Genomic DNA, 19,137 nt, shown 5'->3' on the forward strand with positions numbered 1-19,137 from the left:
CCAGATAACAATTAATTACGCTTTCGCTACAGCAGGCTTTGGCCTACGGTTAGTTGCAGCTTTTCCACCAGCTGGTTTAGGGGCTCTATTAGCAGCGTGTTTAGCGGCTTTTGGGCGGCCCCAGCGCCGGGCTTTGCCTTTGGGTAAACCGGCAGGGGTAACCAATGCCGCCTGGCTAATAAGCAGGCCAAGCTCAGTTTGCAATGGCTGCATAAAAGCCTGATAACTGGTTTCCCGCAGGCAAATGCGGCTTAGCTCCGCCTCCCAGCGGGCTGTCATATCCGGCAAGCCTGCTTGTAGCGGCAGAGCCTGAATTAAAGCTTTACCAGTATCAGTAGCCCTAATTTGCTTACCCTGGCGCTGCAAAAAGCCGCGCTTAAACAACAGTTCAATAATACCGGCACGGGTAGCCTCAGTGCCCAGGCCGTCGGTCTCACGCAAAACTGCCTTAATAGCAGGATCACTGACATAACGGCTGATACCTGTCATTGCCGCTAGTAAAGTGGCATCGGTAAAAGGTTGTGGCGGCTGGGTGTGTTTTTCCAGCAACTGCGCGCCGTAGCAATGTAATTGCTGGCCCTTATGCAGTTGCGGCAGGCTATGCAGGATCAACTCATTGTCTGGCTGGTTTTTTTGGCTTGTTTCCTGATTAGCAGCACTGCGGTATAACTGCTTCCAACCGGCAGACAACTCTGTGTTAGCTTTTGCACGAAATAACCCACCGGCAATGGTCAGTTCAACCACTGCCTCGTTATAGCAGTAGGCTGGATAAAACTGCGCCAGATACTGGCGGGCAATCAGATAGTACAGCTGTTTTTCTGCCTGAGTTAAGCCAGAAAATGCCTGACATTTTTCTGTCGGGATAATAGCGTGGTGCGCTTCAACTTTACTGTCATTCCAGGCTTTACTTACCAGTGTCATATCAGCCTGCTGCACAGCCGCACTAAGCTGGTTATCATTGGCAGCGATAGCCCCGGTTACCGCAGCAGCACGGCTTAGCTGCCCGCGTGGCAAGTGCCGGCTGTCAGAGCGTGGGTAGGTAATAAGCTTGTGCCGCTCATACAGCTGCTGGCAATTATCCAGCACCTGCTGTGCTGTCATGCCGTAACGTTTGGCAGCATCAATTTGCAACGCCGACAGGTTATAAGGCAGTGGTGCCGGCTGTTTACGCTCTTTTTGTTCAACTTTCGTTACCAGTGCCGGTTGGCCGGTAATTTTTTGCTGCACCTTTTCTGCTAACGCTTTTGACAGTATCCGGCCGTCTTCATCCTGCCAGGGGGCACAAGCCTCACTGGGCTGCCACATAGCGCTAAAACGCTGCTTATCGCTGGTTTCCACCTCTGCCAGCACCTGATAAAACGGCTTTGTGACAAAATCAGCAATATCCTGATCCCGCCTTACCACCAGCCCTAGTAAGGGCGTTTGCACCCGGCCAACAGACAACACGCCCTGATAACCGGCTTTTTGCCCCTGCAAAGTGTAAGCCCGTGTCATATTCAGGCCATACAGCCAATCGGCACGGCTGCGCGCCAGCGCTGAAGTGGATAAAGGAGCAAACTCTTTGTTTGATTGTAGTTGTGACAGCGCACGCTTTACTGCCGGTGGATTCATATCACTGATCAGCAGGCGCTGTGTTGCCGCCAGTTTACTACCGCTAACGCCACAGTACGCCAATACTTCGTCTACCAGCAACTGGCCTTCGCGATCCGGATCGCCGGCATGCACCAGTTGATCGGCCTGCTTAATCAGCTTTGTTAATATACTTAACTGGCTCGCGGCAGATTTTCTTACTTTTAACTGCCACTTATCGGGAATTATCGGCAATTGTGCAATTTGCCAGCGCTTATACTCCGGGTGATAATCTTCCGGCTCGGCCTGCTCCAGTAAATGGCCGACACACCAGCTGACAACATCGCCATTAGCCAACCGGATAAAACCGTTATCTTTATGTTGTGGTTTAGGCAATACTGCGGCTATAGCCCTGCCTAAACTGGGTTTTTCTGCGATATAAAGGATCATAGCCAACACCTAACTGTTTTTATATACAGTAATTTAGTCAGTTAAAAGCTACAATGCAAATAAAATGTAAGAAGGATTTGGTTTTACCAGGCAGAAAAGTATTACCACATTCACTGCTGAAAGCTGATACGAAAACAGCTGCCGGGCTCCTCACCCGGCACGTAGTTTAACTGTGCATCCTGCACCTGTAATAACGCCCGCGATAAACTTAAGCCAATACCAGACCCCGTTTGTTTAGTAGTAAAAAACGGAATAAATATCTGCTGTGCCACCGCAGCACTAATACCCGGCCCGCTATCGGCAATATCCAGTTGCCAATGCTGCTGAGTGTCTGGTTGCAGGCTTAGGGTTAACTGTTTTTGTGTTACTTCTGTCATGGCATCCATGGCATTTTGTAACAGGTTAATCAGCACCTGCTCCATTAATGCCTCGTCCAACCATAACATAGCCTGCGCCGGTAAACTGGTATGCAGTTGTATACCATGCCGCGCAAATGCACTACGCTGTAACGCCAGACAATTATGAATAATGGCCACCAGATCGGTATGCTCTAACCGGGGTTGCACCGGCTGGCTTAACTGCTTAAATGACTGGATAAAACCTGCCAGATGCTGACCACGGCGGTTAATAGTGCTAAGTGCTTCATCAAGATCAGCATGGTCGCTGTGGTTTAACACCGTGTCTGCCGCTGGCAGAATTTGCTGGCAACTTTGCGCCAGCGACGCCATCGGCGTTACCGAGTTGGCTATTTCGTGGGTTAGTACCCGGGTTAGTTGCTGATAGGCCTGCACTTCCTGTTGCAATAACGCCTGATCAATACTTTGCAGCGTAACCAGTTTACGCAACTGCCCCTGAATACGCGTACAAACAATACTCAGTGCCAGCCGGTCCTGGTAGCCGTGCTGCTGCCACTGTAGCTGGCCCTGATAATGAGTGTTAGTTTGCTTAAGTACGGCGGCCAATAACTGCAGGTTTCCCTCATTAAACCGGCCCAGTTGCAACTGCTGGTACTGTGCTGGCGACAATAAACGTTGCGCTGCAGGATTGGCCTGCAGTAAGTGGTTATTGTCTGTAAATTCCAGCACCGCAATATCTAACTGGCTTAGCAGCGCTTGCAGATACTGTGCCCGTGCTTCTGCCTGCTGGCGGCTGTTGCTGAGTTGCTGCTGCACCTGCGCCAGCAAAGACTGTAAAGTGCTCTGTCCACGCAGTGTCAGTGATGTATCCTGATTGGCCAACGCTTTTAATACCAGCGCAGTCTGGTGCTGCTGCTTGCGGTTATGCCGCCAGATAAACACTGCACACAACAGCGCTGTCAGGCTCAGCATAACAGCCAGTGCCGAAGGCCCGGCCAGCCACTGCCGGTAAGCCAGTATCAGCAACACAGAAAAACTGCCCAGCAGTAAGGCGAAACGCAATTTAAAGGCCATATTTTTCTAACCGCCGGTATAAGGCGCCACGGGTTAAGCCTAATGCTTTGGCTGCCTGGCTAACATTGCCCTGATAATACTGCAGTGCCTGGCGAATAGTTTTTTCTTCAACAAAATCAAGAAAAAAGTCGTTATCAGCAACATGCTCTGCGCTCTCGACAGCTGCTACCGTTGTCACTGGCAACTGGCTGAAATCAAGTGTACTGCCGTCGGCCAATACCACGGCACGCTCTACCGTGTGAGCCAACTGGCGCACATTGCCAGGCCAATCGTACTGCTGCAGCTTATGTTTATCGCTGCTACTGATCTGTAAAGCATCGCGCTGATATTTACGGCTGTAATGCTTTAAATACCAGTCCAGCAACTGCGCAACATCGCCTTTACGCGCCCGCAGCGGCGGCAGCACAATTTCAACAGTATTAATGCGGTATAACAGATCCTGGCGAAAGGCACCTTCGGCCACTGCCTGATATAAGTTTTCATTGGTGGCGCACACCAGGCGGATATCCACTGCCACGCTCTGGCTGGCTCCTACCGGCACCACAGTGCGGCTTTGCAACGCTGTTAGCAGCTTAGCCTGTTGTGCCAGCGGCAGGTTGCCCAGTTCATCCAGCAGCAGAGTACCGCCATTAGCCTGCACAAAACGGCCGGCGTAGTCGCTTTTGGCATCGGTAAAAGCGCCTTTTTTATGGCCGAATAACTCACTTTCCAGCAAGCTGCTGCTTAAGCTGCCCATATCAACGCTTACCAAAGGCGCAGCAGCGCGCAACGATGCCTGATGAATAGCCTGGGCCACCAGGGCTTTACCGGTACCGCTTTCCCCCAGCAGTAATACGTTAGCATCAGTTTTTGCCACTTTTTCAATGGTGCGTAGCACCTGCTGCATGGCAGGGCTGTCGCCCAGTAGCGGAATTGTCTCTGCAGCAGCGGCATTGCTGTGTGCTGCATTACTCTGGCCGGTGTTACCAAGCTGGGGTTGCTGCAATAATGCCTGCTGCAGCGCCTCCAGCAGTTGTTCATTCTGCCAGGGTTTGGCAATAAAATTAGCCGCACCCAGTTGCATGGCGCGCACCGCCAGCGGCAGGGCGGCGTAGGCTGTCATCATCACTACTTTTAAGCCGGGCCGGGCTTTTAATGCCTGTTTTAAATAGAACAAACCTTCTTCGCCACTTTGCGTATCGCGGCTGAAATTCATATCCAGCAACAACAGATCAAACGGCTGGCTGCCAAGCATACTTTGCAGTTGCGCCGGTTCATGCAGCGTAACCACCTGAGCAAAGTGTTGTTTTAAAAAAATCCGGCTGGCGGTAAGAATGTCTTGGTTATCATCCAGTACCAGCACATTAAATGGCTGCTTCATTGTTACATCCTTGGGTTTATCTTTGCACCCTACCCGAAAATACCCGAGCCACGCAACAGGCTTTTAAATCCAACAAGTTAGCGGTTTTAACAGGTGTCCGTTAATGGACACCTGGCTGTACCACCAGCGGACACTATTGCAACCTGAAAAACAATAAAGATATTAATTTCAAATATTTATCGTTTGGCATGGCCTTTGCGTTAATACCGCTGACACGCATCGCTATTTTTTCGGAGCATAACAATGGATAAGAAAATCAGCCCTTCAGCCCGTAGCCGCTTTAGCAAGCCGGTGTTGGTTATTACGGTGCTGGCCACCACTGCCTGGTTTAGCACTAACTGGCAAGCCAGTGCGCAAATGTCGGTATTGCTGCCGCTTAGCTCTGTTAGTACCGCTATAGTGCAACAGCAAAGCCTGCAGGAAAGCCTGGCGCTGCGTGCCAATGTGCTGCCGCAGCACACGGTGTTTCTGGATGTGATTGAAGGCGGCCGGGTAGAGGAAAAACTGGCCGAGCAAGGCCAGTTTGTTGAGCAGGGCCAGCCCCTGGTTAAACTAAGCAACACCACCTTGCAGTTGGATTTAATCAGCCGCGAAGCTCAGGTAACCGAGCAGATGAATTTTTTGCGCAACACGCAAATGACGATAGAAACCAACCGGTTGAACCTGCAGCGCGATGTGCTGGATATTGAGCATCAGACAACTACGCTAAGCCGTAACCTGGCCCAGAGTGAACCACTGGTAAAAACCGGCGTGTTAGCCCAGGAACACCTGCTTAACCTGCAACAGGATTTACGCTACCAGCAACAACGCTTACAACTGACCAAGCAGCAACAGCAGCAGGAAGAAACTATTCGCCAGCAGCAACTTAGCCAGCTAAGCGAAAGCGTAGACATGCTGACGAAAAACCTGGAGTTTGCCCGGCAAAACGTACAAAACCTGCTGGTGCGCGCGCCGGTAAGCGGTTATTTAAGCGAGTTTAATGTAGAAGCCGGTGAATCACGTGCGCCGGGCAGCCGCATGGGCCAGATTGACCTGCCAGAGCGTTACAAGCTGGTGGCAAGCGTAGACGAATTTTATTTAAGCCGCATTAACACCGGTATGCAGGCCGTTGCCAGCCTGAACCAGCAGCAGTTGCCACTTACTGTAAGCCGTATCGACAGCCGGGTGGTAAACAACCAGTTTCAGCTTGAATTTGCCCTGCCGGGCGAGCACAGCGTAAAACGCGGCCAGTCGGTTAACCTGAACCTGCTGCTGGAGCAACAACAACATACAGCACTGGTGCTACCGCGCGGCGCTTACTTAACCGACAGCGCAGGCCAGTACGTGTATGTGTTGGACAGCCGCACCGCCACGGCACGTAAGCAAGCCGTTACGCTGGGCAAACAAAGCGCCAACCAGATTGAAATTGTCAGCGGCCTTAATGCCGGTGATCAGGTGATTATTTCCGGCTATCGCGAATTTAAGCAAGCCGATACTATTCAATTACAACAATAAGGACAGCATCATGATCCAGTTACAACAATTAAACCGGGTATTTCGCACCAGCGAGCTGGAAACTACCGCCCTGAACCAGATTGATTTACATATTCAGCAGGGCGACTTTGTAGCCATTATGGGCCCATCAGGCTGCGGTAAATCTACCTTGCTAAGCATTTTAGGCATGCTGGACAGCCCCAGCTCAGGTGCGTACTTGTTTCAGGGCACCGATATTGCCAATTACAGCGAAAAACAACTGGCACAGCTGCGCAAAACCCAGTTGGGCTTTGTGTTTCAAAGCTTTAATCTGATAGACGAGCTAACGGTATTTCAAAATGTTGAACTGCCACTGCAGTATCAGGGCGTGCCAGCCGGCGAACGCAAGCAGCGGGTAGAGGCAATATTAAAACGCATGCAAATTGACCACCGCGCTGATCACCTGCCACTGCAGTTGTCCGGCGGCCAGCAGCAGCGGGTAGCCGTGGCACGGGCGCTGGTAATTAACCCGGCGCTGATTTTAGCCGACGAACCTACCGGTAACCTGGATTCAAAAAACAGCGAAGAAGTGATGCAGATGCTGCGCCAGCTAAACCGCGACGGCACAACAGTGGTGATGGTAACGCACTCTGAGCATGAATCACGTTATGCCAGCCGCATAGTGCGGATGCTGGATGGCCAGATTATTACCGAGCGTGCCATGGAAGCAAAGCAGGAGGCTAAATATGCGTAATTCACTGGCAATGCTGGGCAATTACTTCACCACTGGCGTGCGGGCAGTGCTAAGGCACAAAACCCATTTAGTGCTGAACTTGCTGGGCTTAACCACCGGCCTGGCGTCAGCCCTGCTGATTTTACTGTATGCCAGCTACGAGCTGGGCTTTGACAAAATGCACCCCAATGCAGCCAATACCTACCGGCTGGAGCAGTTTTTTAACCCGGTAAACCAGCGTTTTCCTATCTCCAGCCCGGCGATGAAAGATCTGCTGCACAATTATGATAACCGTATCCGGGTAACCCGCATTAATACCGGTGCCCCGGCGCTACGCCTGGCCGGTTCCAGCCAGCAACTGACACTGGAATGGCCTCAGGCGGTGGATACTAATATCACCGACTTTTTCCAGATAGAAACCTTATCCGGCGATTTGGCCGCAACCCTGGCACAACCTAACCAAATTGCGTTATCTGAGCAGGAAGCTAAGCGGTTATTTGGTAACACCAATGTGACCGGCCAGCAGTTACAACTGGGTGAACAGCGTTTTACTGTTAGCGCTGTGTACCGTATACCAGAGCAAAGCCATTTTCAGGCCGGATCATTGCGCCGGATAAGTGATGAGGTGGCAGCCGGTCGTCTGGCCATTAATAACGTGTATAGCTATATCAGCTTGCCGGCTGATCTTGATCAAGCGGCCATGCTGCAACAACTGACCACTCAGCTAAACCAGCAAGCGTATGACGGCAGACAGATTGCCGAGTTGCAGTTACGTGCGCTGAGCGATATTCACCTGCACTCCAGCCTGGCATACGAATTTAAAGTAAACGGCTCAGCCAGTACGGTAAATATCTGTTTATTGCTGTCGGCTTTATTGCTGATGATTGCCGCCATTAACTTTATTAATATGAGCACTGCCCGTGCTGCTATGCGTGCCAAAGAAGTAGGCGTGCGCAAAGCGTTGGGTGCCAGCCGGGGCCAGTTGTTTGTGCAGTTTATGCTGGAGTCGTTATTAATTGCTGCCTGTGCCGGTTTACTGGCCGCTGTGTTAGTTGAGCTGGTATTGCCGCAGTTTAATTTGCTGGTAAACCGCCCGCTACAACTGCACTACTTTGGCAACTTTGGCCTGATTTTGCTTGGTAGTGTATTCAGCGTTGGCATACTGGCAGGTGTGTATCCGGCGGTATTTATTTCAGCCTTTGACGCCAAAAAAGTGCTCAGTGGTGATTTTCAGCGTGGCAATACGGCACTTCTGCTGCGTAAGGGCTTACTGGTATTGCAGGGCGCTATTACTATAGGTCTGTTAGTATCCAGCGCGGTATTGCAACAACAACTGCACCTGCTGCAAAACCAGCCCACCGGTTATCAGCGTGATGCGCGGTTAATGGTTTCCGGTATTGAGAATGAGCAGATATTCTGGGCCGGCAACCAAAACCTGCTGCAGAGCCTGCGGCAGATTGAAGGCGTAACGGCGGCGTCGATAATGGATATGCAGCTTACTGGCACAGTTTCTCAGGCGATGAATATTCAGTTGCCGGGGCAAACTCAGGATAACGCTCTGCCACCTATTTCGCAGATAGCAGCAGGCTTCGATATTGTTAAAACTACCGGCTTTATCTTGCTGGCCGGGCGTGACTTTAGCGAAACCTATCAAAGCGACTGGTATCAAACGCACGGCGATCACGCTACTGCTGCCGTTATTATTACTGAATCACTGGCACGTAAAGCAGGCTACAGCCAGCTACAGGACGCCATCGGCCAGCAATGGCTGTTACCCGGCGACAACCCGGTTTTACAGATGAAGGTTGTTGGCGTAGTTGCTGATATCCAGATAGGCTCGGCCCTAAAACAACAGGAACCGTTAATACTGATTTGCGGCCGCTCGCCCATGACATACGGTAATATTCTGCTGAATTTGCAGCCAGAACATGCCGTTAGCGCCCGCACCAAAGTGCAGCAGCTACTGACGGATCGCCTGCAACGTCAGGATCTGCAGCTAAGCTGGCTAAGTGATGATTACAACGCTATGTACCAGAACCAGCAGCGCCAGGGCAAGGTTATCGCTATCTTTGCTGCGCTGGCCATTGCCTTAACCTGTGTCGGCTTATTTGGTTTAGCCGCCTTTAGCGCCGAGCAGCGCTCACGCGAAGTCGCCATGCGCAAGGTGCTGGGCGCCGGACGCTTTAATCTGGTTAATTTGCTGGCCAGCGAATATATCAGGCTGATGGCAATTAGCGCCGTGCTGGCTATCCCCGCCACCTTTTGGGCACTGGATAGCTGGCTGGCTGAATTTAGCGTGCGCATCAGCCAGAACCCGCTTTGGTACCTGCTGGCCGCCGCCGCTACCTTTGCTATTTGCTGGTGCACTGTTGCCACGTTGGCCTGGCAGGTTGCAGGGCGTAAACCGGCTATGGTATTAAGACAACAATAAGCGAAACAATAACAATGATAAATAAAGGATTATTGATGAAACTAACCTTAGTTTCTGCCACTGCGCTGCTGGGCAGCGCAGTACTGCTCAGCGCCTGCAGTACACCTAACCGGGTAGAGCAACAGTTGGGAGCAGATGCCGTAATTGAGCAGGTAACAGAAGGCGAATACAAAGGTATGTATCGCAATTTGTACCGTACTCCTCCTGGCAAACGCCAGTATCCGGCAAATTGTGAAGCCGACTGTTACCCGGCACACCAATTGGTAACGTGCAAAGCGCCAGCGCAAGATTGCCAATATACCGGGCCGCAACAGGCACCTGCACTTAACAGTGGCTTTAGCCTGCAATGGCTGGGGCATGCCAGTTTTCTGGTGCATACGCCCGATGGCCAGCAACTGTTAATTGATCCGGTATTCGGCCAATTTGACTGGCCGGTAAGCTGGGCGCAGCATTTTGCCGGTATTATAAAACGGCCCTACACGCCCAAGCTTAGCGCCGAACAGCTGGCCGCTACCGATGCGGTATTGTATTCGCACTTACATTACGATCATTTCAGCCATGCCAGTATTCATCAGTTAGGTACCCAACCTACCTACTATTTGCCGTTAGGGATGGCGAACTATATGCCAAAAGGCGGTTATAACGTGGTAGAGCAAGCCTGGTATAGCAACAGCCAACGTGGGGAGCTCGCTGTGCACCTGGTACCGGCACACCATTTTAACAGCCGTAAACTGTTTAACGACGACAACCGCGCCATGTGGGGTGGCTGGTTATTAGAGCATGCCGGAAAAACCCTGTTCTTTGCCGGAGACACCGGCTATTCAGAGCATTTTAAAGATATTCAGCAGCGTTACGGTGATATTGATATTTGCCTGATACCTATTGCGTCTTATCATCATGACAAAGACGGTGACTGGTACCGCTATGTGCATACCACCCCCGAAGATGCACTGGTTGCTGCCGGCGATCTTGGCTGTAAAGTGATGATCCCCTGGGGCTATGGTAATGGCAGTTGGCTGATGGGCGATGTCAGTTCCCACTCGCCACTGCTACGCCTGCTGCATATGCAGCAGCAACTGAATAGCCAGGTGCCGCTGCTGATTTTAAACGAAGGCGGCAGTGTAATCCTGTAAAGCATCAGGCCACCGGCTTTAACCGGGCTTTAGCGGCAAGTTTGTCACCCAGCTTGCCGGTAACCGCCCAAACGGCCAGCGCTACCCAGGCTATCCAGGAAAAACCGGCAGGAATATTCAGCAGCGCAATTTTACCGGCGTGCTGGCGGTTAAACACCAGCGCCAGCAGGCTGGGCAAAAACCACACTGTGATAAAAAGTACACCAAAGCCAACTAAAAACAGTACATCAGCTTGTTGCAAGGCAGTACTAAATGCAGAGATAAATTGTTGTAAAGTTTCCATCTTTATATCCTCTTCATATTTTAAGTTAATTAAGAAAAGCAGCGTTAAAGTTCAATATCGGCCAACATAGCCAGTTGGGCTTTCAGTTCATCTACCTGCCAGGCTTTGCCTTGCTGTACCACGGTACGCACCGTATTTAGCGCTTGAAGATCGGTTAACGGGTTAGTTGTTAGCACAATAAAGTCGGCGGCAAAGCCCTCTGCCAGCTGGCCGGTGTCGGTTAAACCAAGGTGGCGGGCACCGCCGGCTGTAGCCAGTTGCAACACCTGCCAGTTTGTCAGGCCAGCGGTTTGGCTTAGTTGTAGTTCGCGCAAGTAAAACGGCCCGCTGGTCACGCTGTCGGTGCCAATGGCCAACGGCACACCGGCATCGTACAAGCGTTTAAATAATTGCTGTACCTTGGGTAGTTGTTGCTGCGCAGTAGCAAAATCCTCTGCTGTCCAGTCGTAGCTGGGGGCCGCCATAGTGGCGCGCCAGCGGCTGCGGAATTGCGGATGATAGACCCACATATCCTGCTCAGGGTACAAGCTGTCTAACTCCCGCGCGAAATAAAACAACTCGTTCACTACCAGGGTTAAATCAACATGGGTTTGTTGTTGCGCCAGTGTGCTGATCAACTGTTGCATGGGCTCGCTGTCATAATCAGCGTGTTGGAACCAGCTATAGATAAAGCGCTGATTATACGGATTTTTACGCTCTGCCCGGTAAGCTGTTTTTGCTGCTCCGGTTAGCAGCTCACTGCTTGTCGGCAGGGCATGGGTTAGTGCATCAATCCCCAGGTTGGCCGCATATTGCCAACTGATATTATCCAAATGGGCGACCGTTTTCAGCCCGGCAGCTTTAGCCAGACGTACACCCATTGCTACTTCATCTTTAGTAAGGCCGGTGTAAAGCTTGATGTAGCTTGCACCCTGCGCTTTCTGGCTGGCAATTTCTTGCTGCCAGCTGGCCTCATCTTTCGGATACACTGCGCCGCCCAGTATAGGCGTGGGCTCAAAGATATAACCGGCATAGATAAGCTGAGGACCAGACCAGTTACCCGCCTGCTGTTGGCGGGCATACTCGGCATTAGCTTCTGGCTCACCAGCCGGGCTAAAGGCAGTGGTAACACCGGTGGCTAAGGTGCTAAGCGCGTGATAACGGGTAATTTGGTTATGGCCTTTCATGGTAAGTACTGGCTTACCATCCTGCATCTCAACCCGGTGTGGCCCGGCGGTAAGGTGCAGGTGTACATCAATAAGGCCAGGCAATACGTACTGCTGCTGTAAATCAATGTGTTTTGTTGCTGCAGGTAAACTGGCATCAGCCTGTTGCTGGCCTATTTGTATAATGCGGCCGTCTTGTACCAGCAACCAGCCATCGTTAAGCTGCTGCTCTGTTGCCGGGTCCAGCAAGGTAGCATTGTGGTACAGCACTGCTTCCTGTTGCATGTGAGAAGAGTCATCAGCATAAACCTGCGGTAGTGCAAGGCTGGCTATCAGGCAGGCAAGTAGTGATTTTTTCATCGTAAAGTTCTCCGGTATAACGTTGTAGTAAGTTGCCGTGTTTGCTGGATAAGTCGTGACGGTTTTGTGAACTGTTACAAAATTTTTTTTATTTTTTTATGTAACACTTTGCCTGCCCCGGCAGACTTACTTATGACACAGTGATAACGTTAACAAGAACAATAAAACATTGATAAGCGAGGGGTTTTGACAATATCCAATACCAGTGCAATAACGCCGGAGCAGTTTTTACTGCAGCTATGGCAGCAACATCAGGGCGCAATAAGCCGCACCTTGCTGGCGTCTGAAGCCGATCCGGCAGCACGGCAGGATTTAAAACAAGATATTTTTCTGGCACTGCACCAGGCTGCCGGCCGGTTACAAGCTGCAGAAATGCCACGCGCCTACCTGTTTCGCATAGTGCACAATGTTACGGTAGATCATATTGCCCGGGCGCAGCGGCATAAATGGCAACCACTGGAAGAAGACATGCAGCAGATACTTGATGATTGCCCGTCAGAGCAGTTAGGTGAGCAACAACAAAGCCAGCAGCTAATGCAGGCGGTACGGCGGTTATCCCCCGCTAACCGACAGGTAATATTACTGGCGATGGAAGATTTAGACGCCCCGGAGATCGCCGATATTTTGCAGATCAGCCATGGTGCCGTGCGGGTGCGGTTAAACCGCGCTAAAACAGAATTGATGGAGTTAATGCAAAATGGCAGATAACCTCGACTTTGCCGCCCTGGCAAAAAGCTGGCAACAACAGCCTACCCCAACTGAAGCCGCGCCGACAGCGAAAGATTTAGCCCTGGCCAACCAACGGCAGCGCCAGCAACGGCTATTAATGTACGGTGAATGGCTTGGCGCCCTGGTAATGGCAGCCACCGCCTGCTGGTTAATATTAGCCCTGCCGGGCTGGCTGGGTTACATCGCAGCCGGGTTCCTTGCGCTTGGCGCACTCAGCACCCTGTATATTAGCTGGCAGGTGCACCGGCCTATTCTGGCCTATGACAACTGGAGCAGCAGCGGGCTGTTGCAATTTCGCTGTCGAGCCTGCCAGCTAAGCCTGCGCTACTACCGTTACACCCAGCTAAGCTGCGTGGCACTGTTGTTATTTACGCTGGTACTCTGGCTGTTGCAGTGGTGGCAACTGGCGGAGGTTTCAAAAGACTTGCTGTTGTTTTATAGCCTGATCGTATCGCCGCTTTGCCTGTTTGCCATCTACCGGCTGCAGCTTAAAGCCCGGCAAAAAACCGCTGAGTTACAGCAATTAACCACACTGGCAGCAGACTTTAACTAAGCCACCATCCCAACACTAAGCTGCCGGCAAACACCGGCAGCGACCAGTAATGAAACTCGCGCCAAAGCCCCTGTTGTTTGCTAAGCCTAAGCGCAATTAAATTCGCCAGCGAGCCAATAGCCAAACCAAAACCGCCGACACTTACCCCCCAGCTAAGCGCGCGCCAGTTATCAGTAAAGTGCTGCAGAAAAATCGCCGCCGGTACATTAGAAATAAGCTGCGACAATAACGCCGCGCCAGTATAGCTGCCATTTGGCAGGGCAACTAACTGCGCCGCCAGTTGCTGCAACAGTGGTAATTGTGCCAGCAAGCCTAAATCAATAAACATCAGCATAAATACCAGCAACAGTAGCCAGTCGATCCCCGTTACCACACTGCGCTTTAACAACATATACAGCGCCAATACAAGCAGGGCAGCGTAGGGCGCTAACTGATATTCCATCGCCAGAATAAACAGCGGGTAACCGGCCAGCGACCAGCCAAACAAGCGCCGGTTATCATGCCTGTTGTTATGCGGTACTGAAATACTCAGCTTATGGCCACTAAATGCGGCACAGCTTAATAACAGGATCAGCAACAACAAACTCAGCGCTAACGGCGCCATCATCAGTGTAAATTGCCAGAAACTGTAACCGGAAGCCTGCCACAGCAGCAGGTTTTGCGGGTTGCCAATAGGGGTAAGGCTGGAGCCGGCATTAACCGCCAGTGCCAGAAAAATAATCAACCGCCCCACCGGCACGCCGGTTAAGCGGCCAATACTTAAGCTGATTGGCAGCAAAATAAACAATGCCACATCGTTGGTTACTATGGCAGATAACAATGCTGCAAATAACACCAGCAGTATTGCCAGCATACGCTGTGAATGGCAAAGCTGCAGCAGCCAGGCAGCAAACCGTGCAAGGTAGCCACTGTCTTCCAGCGCCCGGCTTAGCAGCATTAACCCCGCCAGCGCCGCTACTGTATGCCAGTCAACCAGTGCAACCAGGCCCGCCGGTGCTGTTGGCTTTAGCCATAACAGCAGTGGCAGCAGCAACAGTAGCGCCAGTAACAGATAATCTTCAGTCACACGGCATAACACCCGGCGTATAAGTGACATAGTAGTAAAAGGCATAAGGTAAATTATGCCGCTATTCTAGCGCGAATGCTGACGCAAGTGCCGGGATATTGTAATGTAACCAGCATGTAATATTTTTAAATAAGGTTAATCATGAAAAAAACTTTTATCGCCGCCCTGCTGGCTACCGTATCTTCTGCAGCCATCGCCGATGTAGACAGTGTGCTGCACTTTACCCCGACACCGTTTAAAGACATTGAGCTTAACTGCGAGCGCGATAAACATATTACACCCAAGCGTAGCGCACTGATTTTAGAAAATTACGCCCTGATAGCAGCCAATAACGGCGAGCGGGTGGCACTGGTAACACTGCGTAACGGCGCATCCGGCCAGCGTATTTATAATCAGGAACATATTGTCGCTGTATTGGGCGATTGCAGCAGGGTGTTACCCCATGCTTTTGAATTACGGCTGGATGCCCGCGAACAACGCTCGCTGCAAATCTACTTTGGTAAACAACAGCAACCCGTTTTGCAGTTGCTTAGCGGTGAGTAAAGCGGCGACTGGGTAGGTAAATATGTATGAAGCTTTTCTGTATGCATCATGCTTGTCATATATAAAAAAATCACGAAATTTATATATCAAGTTTGGCATTTTTACTCATTTACCAGCTCGACTTCTTACCGGTTGGTTTAACGATTACCTGCGGTTTATCTGTTAAGCCGGATGAGTCTGATTTACTGCTTTTGCTAACAACATCCCGCTTGTCAGGTTTTTCGCTTGCTAATCTACGCTGCTGAACAATCGTTTTGTCTTTTGTCTGCCAAGCTTCCCACGGTAGCGCTTTTAAGCCGGACGTAAACTTTACCGATAGTTGCGCCTGGAACAGCTTTAATATCAGCATAAAGCGCTCAACACTGACTTTCTCTGGTGCTTTTTCTATTCGAGCGTAAGCTTGCTGCGATATGCCAAGCAGTTCACCGGCTTGCGTTTGGGTATATCCGGCTTGCTTTCTTAGCTCCTCTACAAAGGCGCTCAGCTGTGAGGGTGATAGTAATGGGTAGTCCATAAGTTCGCCGCCGCAATGTACAACACATATGTTGTATTTACTATTTACAACATATAGGTTGTAAATTTAGGGTGCAGGAGAAAGGTCACAGTACCAGCAGGGATTGGTGCAATTTTACCATAAAGCTTTTATCAATCAATCGATTGCCACACTGCCAGCAACAGTACTGATCGTTATGTGGCTAGTCGTGTCGAAGCAAGTAATTTGGTGAATTAAAGTAAGCTGCTTTAAAGTTAATCAGCCCCAATTATTTTGAGTTAGTTTCCAAAATTTTGTAGCAAGCTGCCTTTAAAGATTGAGCTAGCTCCAAAATACCTGAATTGGCAGAAAACTTTGCTGAATCCTCATACTGATAACGAAGCCCTGTGAAATAGTTTTCGAACTCGGTGAACATTTTTATCAATTCGTCTTCTTCAAGTTCGATTGCATCCAGAAGAAGCTTATCCATTTTAATATTTTTAATACAGGCATATAGTTTGGTGAGCTTATGCTCCCAAATACTGTTTGATATCACATACTCATACGAAAATATCTTTCCCTGATCATGGGGTAACTCAATCTCTTCAATCAAACTTTTATCCATCTTTAGCAAAAAAGACTTCAAGTAAATCTCAGCCGCTAATGCTGCCAATATAAAAGAGGCTAAAACCTGCCTGTTTTCATGCTCCAATAAAATTCTTGCCGAGCTTAAATACCGATCCGCAACTAATAATACGCGCAAATTAATAGGTGAATCTGTCATTTTTTCACGCATTCTACGCACCTTTCCATGATCATCATGTTTTGCAAAAAAGACAATTTAATTCAAATTTCATAAACTTAATTGAAAAGCCGATTTATCGACAACCTTTACCAACTCCGTAAAAAATCTAACCGCCTTATCTAAATCATCGCGCTTTATCAAATGCGCATTTTTTGGATCAAAGCTCTGGCACACCTGATGAACTGCATCCCCGCGCATTTTTAGCCATTTATCTAACCTTTCTCTGGCATCTTTTGGCGTGTAATTGTTCCAGCGCCAATATTCTGTAATATCCACACCCAAAAATTCGACAAACAGCTTTTTCACTTTTTCAGATGCTGGGTTATGTAAGCGGTTAATTTCGTGTTCTAGCCTGCGCCGAATATACGCATTGGTAAATTCATCTTCTGAATTAGCTAACTTGGCTTCAACCTGCTCAACTGCAAAGGTTTCGATATAAGTTTCCCACGCAGTAGTGGTCATTACCAAAGCTGCCCGTTTAAGCACTTCGTATTGCTGGCGTTGTTCTGGTGATTCTAAGTTGTCGAACAGCTGTATCAGCTTGGCGACATCTTGCATGCCAGTTTCAAAAATGGCGTAAGCGCGGCTGGTCATAACTTCCCTTTTACTGCTTCTGACACTAAATCCTTTTAATCTGATGGTTTTAAACTAAGCCAAACGTTGAAAAAAGCAAAGCATTTTTTGGTACATTGATAAGCAAGATGTAGCAAGGCCCCGAATTTCAGGGCCTTGGGTTGGGTAGGATTACTGCAGTTTAAAACTGTCTGGCATTAAAGCCTGTTTGGCAAAGCGGCTGATACCGGCTTTATCTTTATGATCCAAGGTTTGCACACCAAAGGCTGCCAGTTCACGCTCTACTTCTTTAAACGCGCCAAGTAATTTTCTGTCGTTACCTGTTGGCCCTTGCAGTGGCAGCAAAATATGCTCTTTTTGCAACACATTATGATTCACCAGGCGCCGAAAGCGGCCAAGCCATTGCTCAGCATGGTCAAACACGCGAATAGCGGTTTGGTGACGGAAAGCTAATGGCCTAATCACAAAAACATCGGTGGCTTTTGCAACCAACGGCAAGGTAACTTCAATAAAGTTGTCGTGAATTTTTTGCTGCTTAAAATGAGTTAGCTTTTCATCTTTTAACTGCTGCCGAATTACCTTAACCATCAAGCTTTCCTGATATTCTTCGGTGAGGAAAGTACGGTGTACCAGGCGCTCAAACAATTGCTCAAGCACAGCTGCTGGCTTTTGCTCCAGATATAAAGAACGCAGTTCAGAGTAGCGTACCAGGGTTTCTCTTGGCCGCACCACTTCCTGCATCTGCTGTGCTAACTCCTTTGGCGTGAGTCGGGTGACATAAGTTTGCAGCCGATGTAATTCTTGCTCCACCGTTTGCAGTGTGGCTTTGTATAACTTGCCTTCAAGATCTTCAAAAAAGTCGGTTACGCGGGCAAAACGGCTTGGTGCCAGACGAAAATCAAACAGGCCTAATTCCGGGGCGCACAGCACTATGCCGACGTTAGCAAATTCGCCCGTCTCAACATGCGGTAAAAACCGTACTATTGCATACTGATAAAGTGTTTTCATACCAGTACCTCCCAAAATTCGTCACTGTTAAATAAAGATAGTGTGTCGTTTATTTCTGCCAGATAACCCGGCTCCTCTTCCAGCCACGTAGCTGGTAAAGTGTCAGCATACTGGGCCAGCCCTTGCAACGCAATGGCTAGTTTCCCGCTGTAATGCGTACGCCAAAGTGCATCATGTTGTGAACCAAACCACGCATTGTAGGCTACGTGTAGCTTGGCGTTAACTTTGAAATTATAGCCGCTGTCAAAAGCTAAATTATGGTCCAACACTACATATTGTTTTGACGCTGCCCGATAAAATAAGTTTGGGTTGCCGCCGCTTTCCGTCATGGTGCGGTCTTCATTTCTGATCCAGTAATCAAACAGAAACAGATCTCGGGCGCATCGCTCTGGCATAGAGAACGCACTGGTCGCTGTTACCTCTAACAGGTCAGGTATCAGCTCTGACGCAAATACTGTGCTATCGCCGGCACCCAAAACACGGCTGGCAGCTTCGTCGAAACGTAACAATCCTTGCGGTAGATAGGCGCAACAGTGTGCAGGCACATTTAGTTGCAAAGCACAACCAAGATATGCACACACCGCTTCGTTAATTAAACCCTTGGCACCTGCCTGAGGCCCTTTTACGTAGTAACGCTTGTTGTCAGATAAACGGCACAGATAAGGTTCAGTTCGGCCCTGACTAGCTTTTTGCTGGATCTCAATTACATCAAGCACCTAAACCCTCCGAATGAGTTGTTCATACACACTGAGTTGAAAACAGCTTTTAACTTAGTCAGTTAATTAGCAGCTGGCAAGATGGAAATAAAAAAGGCCATCACAGTAAGCTGTTGATGGCCTTGTGGTGTAACAAAATAGATCTAAAATGATTGTCATTATGCCTATTGAAAAAATTACTGTTAAACTTAAAAAATAACAAAATAATTCTAAAACATTTCTTTATCAGAATGGACTTCCCCTAAAACACTAGACACTCCTTAGGTTAGAATACAACTTTAGGAGGGCACCATGTCCAAGCAACGTTTTACATCAGAATTCAAAGC

General features: G+C 49.5%; 18 protein-coding genes. 7 read left to right on the forward strand and 11 right to left on the reverse strand.

Annotation, left to right across the window (positions count from 1 at the left end; genetic code table 11):
- Positions 1-15 precede the first annotated feature (15 nt).
- The 3 genes from M2404_RS18190 to M2404_RS18200 all read right to left on the reverse strand — a co-directional run bounded on the left by M2404_RS18190 (position 16) and on the right by M2404_RS18200 (position 4,809).
- Entirely contained in the window at positions 16-2,019 is a 2,004-nt protein-coding gene (locus M2404_RS18190) for a DNA topoisomerase III (RefSeq protein WP_259241193.1), read from the reverse strand.
- Positions 2,020-2,129: 110 nt separating this feature from the next.
- Positions 2,130-3,449, reverse strand: coding sequence for a sensor histidine kinase (locus M2404_RS18195; protein WP_259241195.1), 1,320 nt, complete (start codon positions 3,447-3,449; stop codon positions 2,130-2,132).
- Complete coding sequence (locus M2404_RS18200) at positions 3,439-4,809, reverse strand: sigma-54-dependent transcriptional regulator (protein WP_259241197.1); 1,371 nt, start codon at positions 4,807-4,809, stop codon at positions 3,439-3,441. The genes M2404_RS18195 and M2404_RS18200 overlap by 11 nt, the downstream gene beginning before the upstream one ends.
- A gap of 243 nt (positions 4,810-5,052) precedes the next feature.
- Between M2404_RS18200 and M2404_RS18205 the strand changes: the two genes are divergently transcribed.
- Genes M2404_RS18205 through M2404_RS18220 form a run of 4 tightly spaced genes read left to right on the forward strand, consistent with a single transcriptional unit; the run spans position 5,053 to position 10,558 of the window.
- On the forward strand, positions 5,053-6,303 hold the full coding sequence (locus tag M2404_RS18205; RefSeq protein WP_259241199.1) for an efflux RND transporter periplasmic adaptor subunit: 1,251 nt from the start codon (positions 5,053-5,055) through the stop codon (positions 6,301-6,303).
- Between the two features lie 10 nt (positions 6,304-6,313).
- Positions 6,314-7,015, forward strand: a complete 702-nt coding sequence (locus tag M2404_RS18210; RefSeq protein WP_259241200.1) for an ABC transporter ATP-binding protein — start codon at positions 6,314-6,316, stop codon at positions 7,013-7,015.
- Positions 7,008-9,425, forward strand: coding sequence for an ABC transporter permease (locus M2404_RS18215; protein ID WP_259241202.1), 2,418 nt, complete (start codon positions 7,008-7,010; stop codon positions 9,423-9,425). Before M2404_RS18210 ends, M2404_RS18215 begins: the two co-directional genes overlap by 8 nt.
- Positions 9,426-9,460: 35 nt before the next feature.
- Positions 9,461-10,558, forward strand: a complete 1,098-nt coding sequence (locus M2404_RS18220; protein WP_259241205.1) for an MBL fold metallo-hydrolase — start codon at positions 9,461-9,463, stop codon at positions 10,556-10,558.
- Between the two features lie 4 nt (positions 10,559-10,562).
- Here the strand turns inward: M2404_RS18220 and M2404_RS18225 are convergent, their stop codons facing one another.
- Positions 10,563-10,841 carry a superinfection immunity protein gene (locus M2404_RS18225; protein WP_259241207.1) on the reverse strand — a complete coding sequence of 93 codons (279 nt, stop codon included), beginning with the start codon at positions 10,839-10,841 and terminating at the stop codon, positions 10,563-10,565.
- Positions 10,842-10,885: 44 nt separating this feature from the next.
- Complete coding sequence (locus M2404_RS18230; protein WP_259241208.1) at positions 10,886-12,346, reverse strand: amidohydrolase family protein; 1,461 nt, start codon at positions 12,344-12,346, stop codon at positions 10,886-10,888.
- A gap of 186 nt (positions 12,347-12,532) precedes the next feature.
- Here M2404_RS18230 and M2404_RS18235 point away from each other — a divergent pair, with 186 nt between their 5' ends.
- Both M2404_RS18235 and M2404_RS18240 read left to right on the forward strand, forming a co-directional pair.
- Entirely contained in the window at positions 12,533-13,054 is a 522-nt protein-coding gene (locus tag M2404_RS18235; RefSeq protein ID WP_259241209.1) for an RNA polymerase sigma factor, read from the forward strand.
- Positions 13,044-13,628 (forward strand): hypothetical protein, encoded by a 585-nt coding sequence (locus M2404_RS18240; protein ID WP_259241210.1) that lies wholly within the window; start codon positions 13,044-13,046, stop codon positions 13,626-13,628. The genes M2404_RS18235 and M2404_RS18240 overlap by 11 nt, the downstream gene beginning before the upstream one ends.
- Here M2404_RS18240 and M2404_RS18245 read toward each other — a convergent pair.
- Positions 13,621-14,694: an SLC13 family permease gene (locus M2404_RS18245; protein ID WP_259241212.1), complete on the reverse strand. Its 1,074-nt coding sequence runs from the start codon at positions 14,692-14,694 to the stop codon at positions 13,621-13,623. The two genes, M2404_RS18240 and M2404_RS18245, sit on opposite strands and share 8 nt — an antisense overlap.
- A gap of 141 nt (positions 14,695-14,835) precedes the next feature.
- Between M2404_RS18245 and M2404_RS18250 the strand changes: the two genes are divergently transcribed.
- A complete protein-coding gene (locus M2404_RS18250) occupies positions 14,836-15,237 on the forward strand; it encodes a hypothetical protein (RefSeq protein ID WP_259241214.1) in 402 nt (133 codons plus the stop codon).
- Positions 15,238-15,346: 109 nt separating this feature from the next.
- On the opposite strand, the gene M2404_RS18255 is transcribed toward M2404_RS18250, so the two are convergent.
- The 5 genes from M2404_RS18255 to M2404_RS18275 all read right to left on the reverse strand — a co-directional run bounded on the left by M2404_RS18255 (position 15,347) and on the right by M2404_RS18275 (position 18,811).
- The gene (locus tag M2404_RS18255; protein ID WP_259241215.1) at positions 15,347-15,751 is read right to left on the reverse strand and encodes a helix-turn-helix transcriptional regulator; all 405 of its coding nucleotides are present in this window, start codon (positions 15,749-15,751) and stop codon (positions 15,347-15,349) included.
- Between the two features lie 247 nt (positions 15,752-15,998).
- Entirely contained in the window at positions 15,999-16,505 is a 507-nt protein-coding gene (locus tag M2404_RS18260; RefSeq protein WP_259241217.1) for a hypothetical protein, read from the reverse strand.
- A 57-nt stretch (positions 16,506-16,562) separates the two neighbouring features.
- Positions 16,563-17,108 carry a HEPN domain-containing protein gene (locus M2404_RS18265; RefSeq protein WP_259241218.1) on the reverse strand — a complete coding sequence of 182 codons (546 nt, stop codon included), beginning with the start codon at positions 17,106-17,108 and terminating at the stop codon, positions 16,563-16,565.
- A 150-nt stretch (positions 17,109-17,258) separates the two neighbouring features.
- Entirely contained in the window at positions 17,259-18,095 is an 837-nt protein-coding gene (locus M2404_RS18270) for a DUF3037 domain-containing protein (protein ID WP_259241220.1), read from the reverse strand.
- The gene (locus M2404_RS18275) at positions 18,092-18,811 is read right to left on the reverse strand and encodes a HipA family kinase (protein WP_259241222.1); all 720 of its coding nucleotides are present in this window, start codon (positions 18,809-18,811) and stop codon (positions 18,092-18,094) included. The genes M2404_RS18270 and M2404_RS18275 overlap by 4 nt, the downstream gene beginning before the upstream one ends.
- Positions 18,812-19,137: the final 326 nt, after the last annotated feature.

It is taken from the genome of Rheinheimera pacifica (assembly GCF_024809855.1).
In the GTDB taxonomy this organism is placed as follows: Bacteria; Pseudomonadota; Gammaproteobacteria; order Enterobacterales; family Alteromonadaceae; genus Alishewanella; species Alishewanella pacifica_A.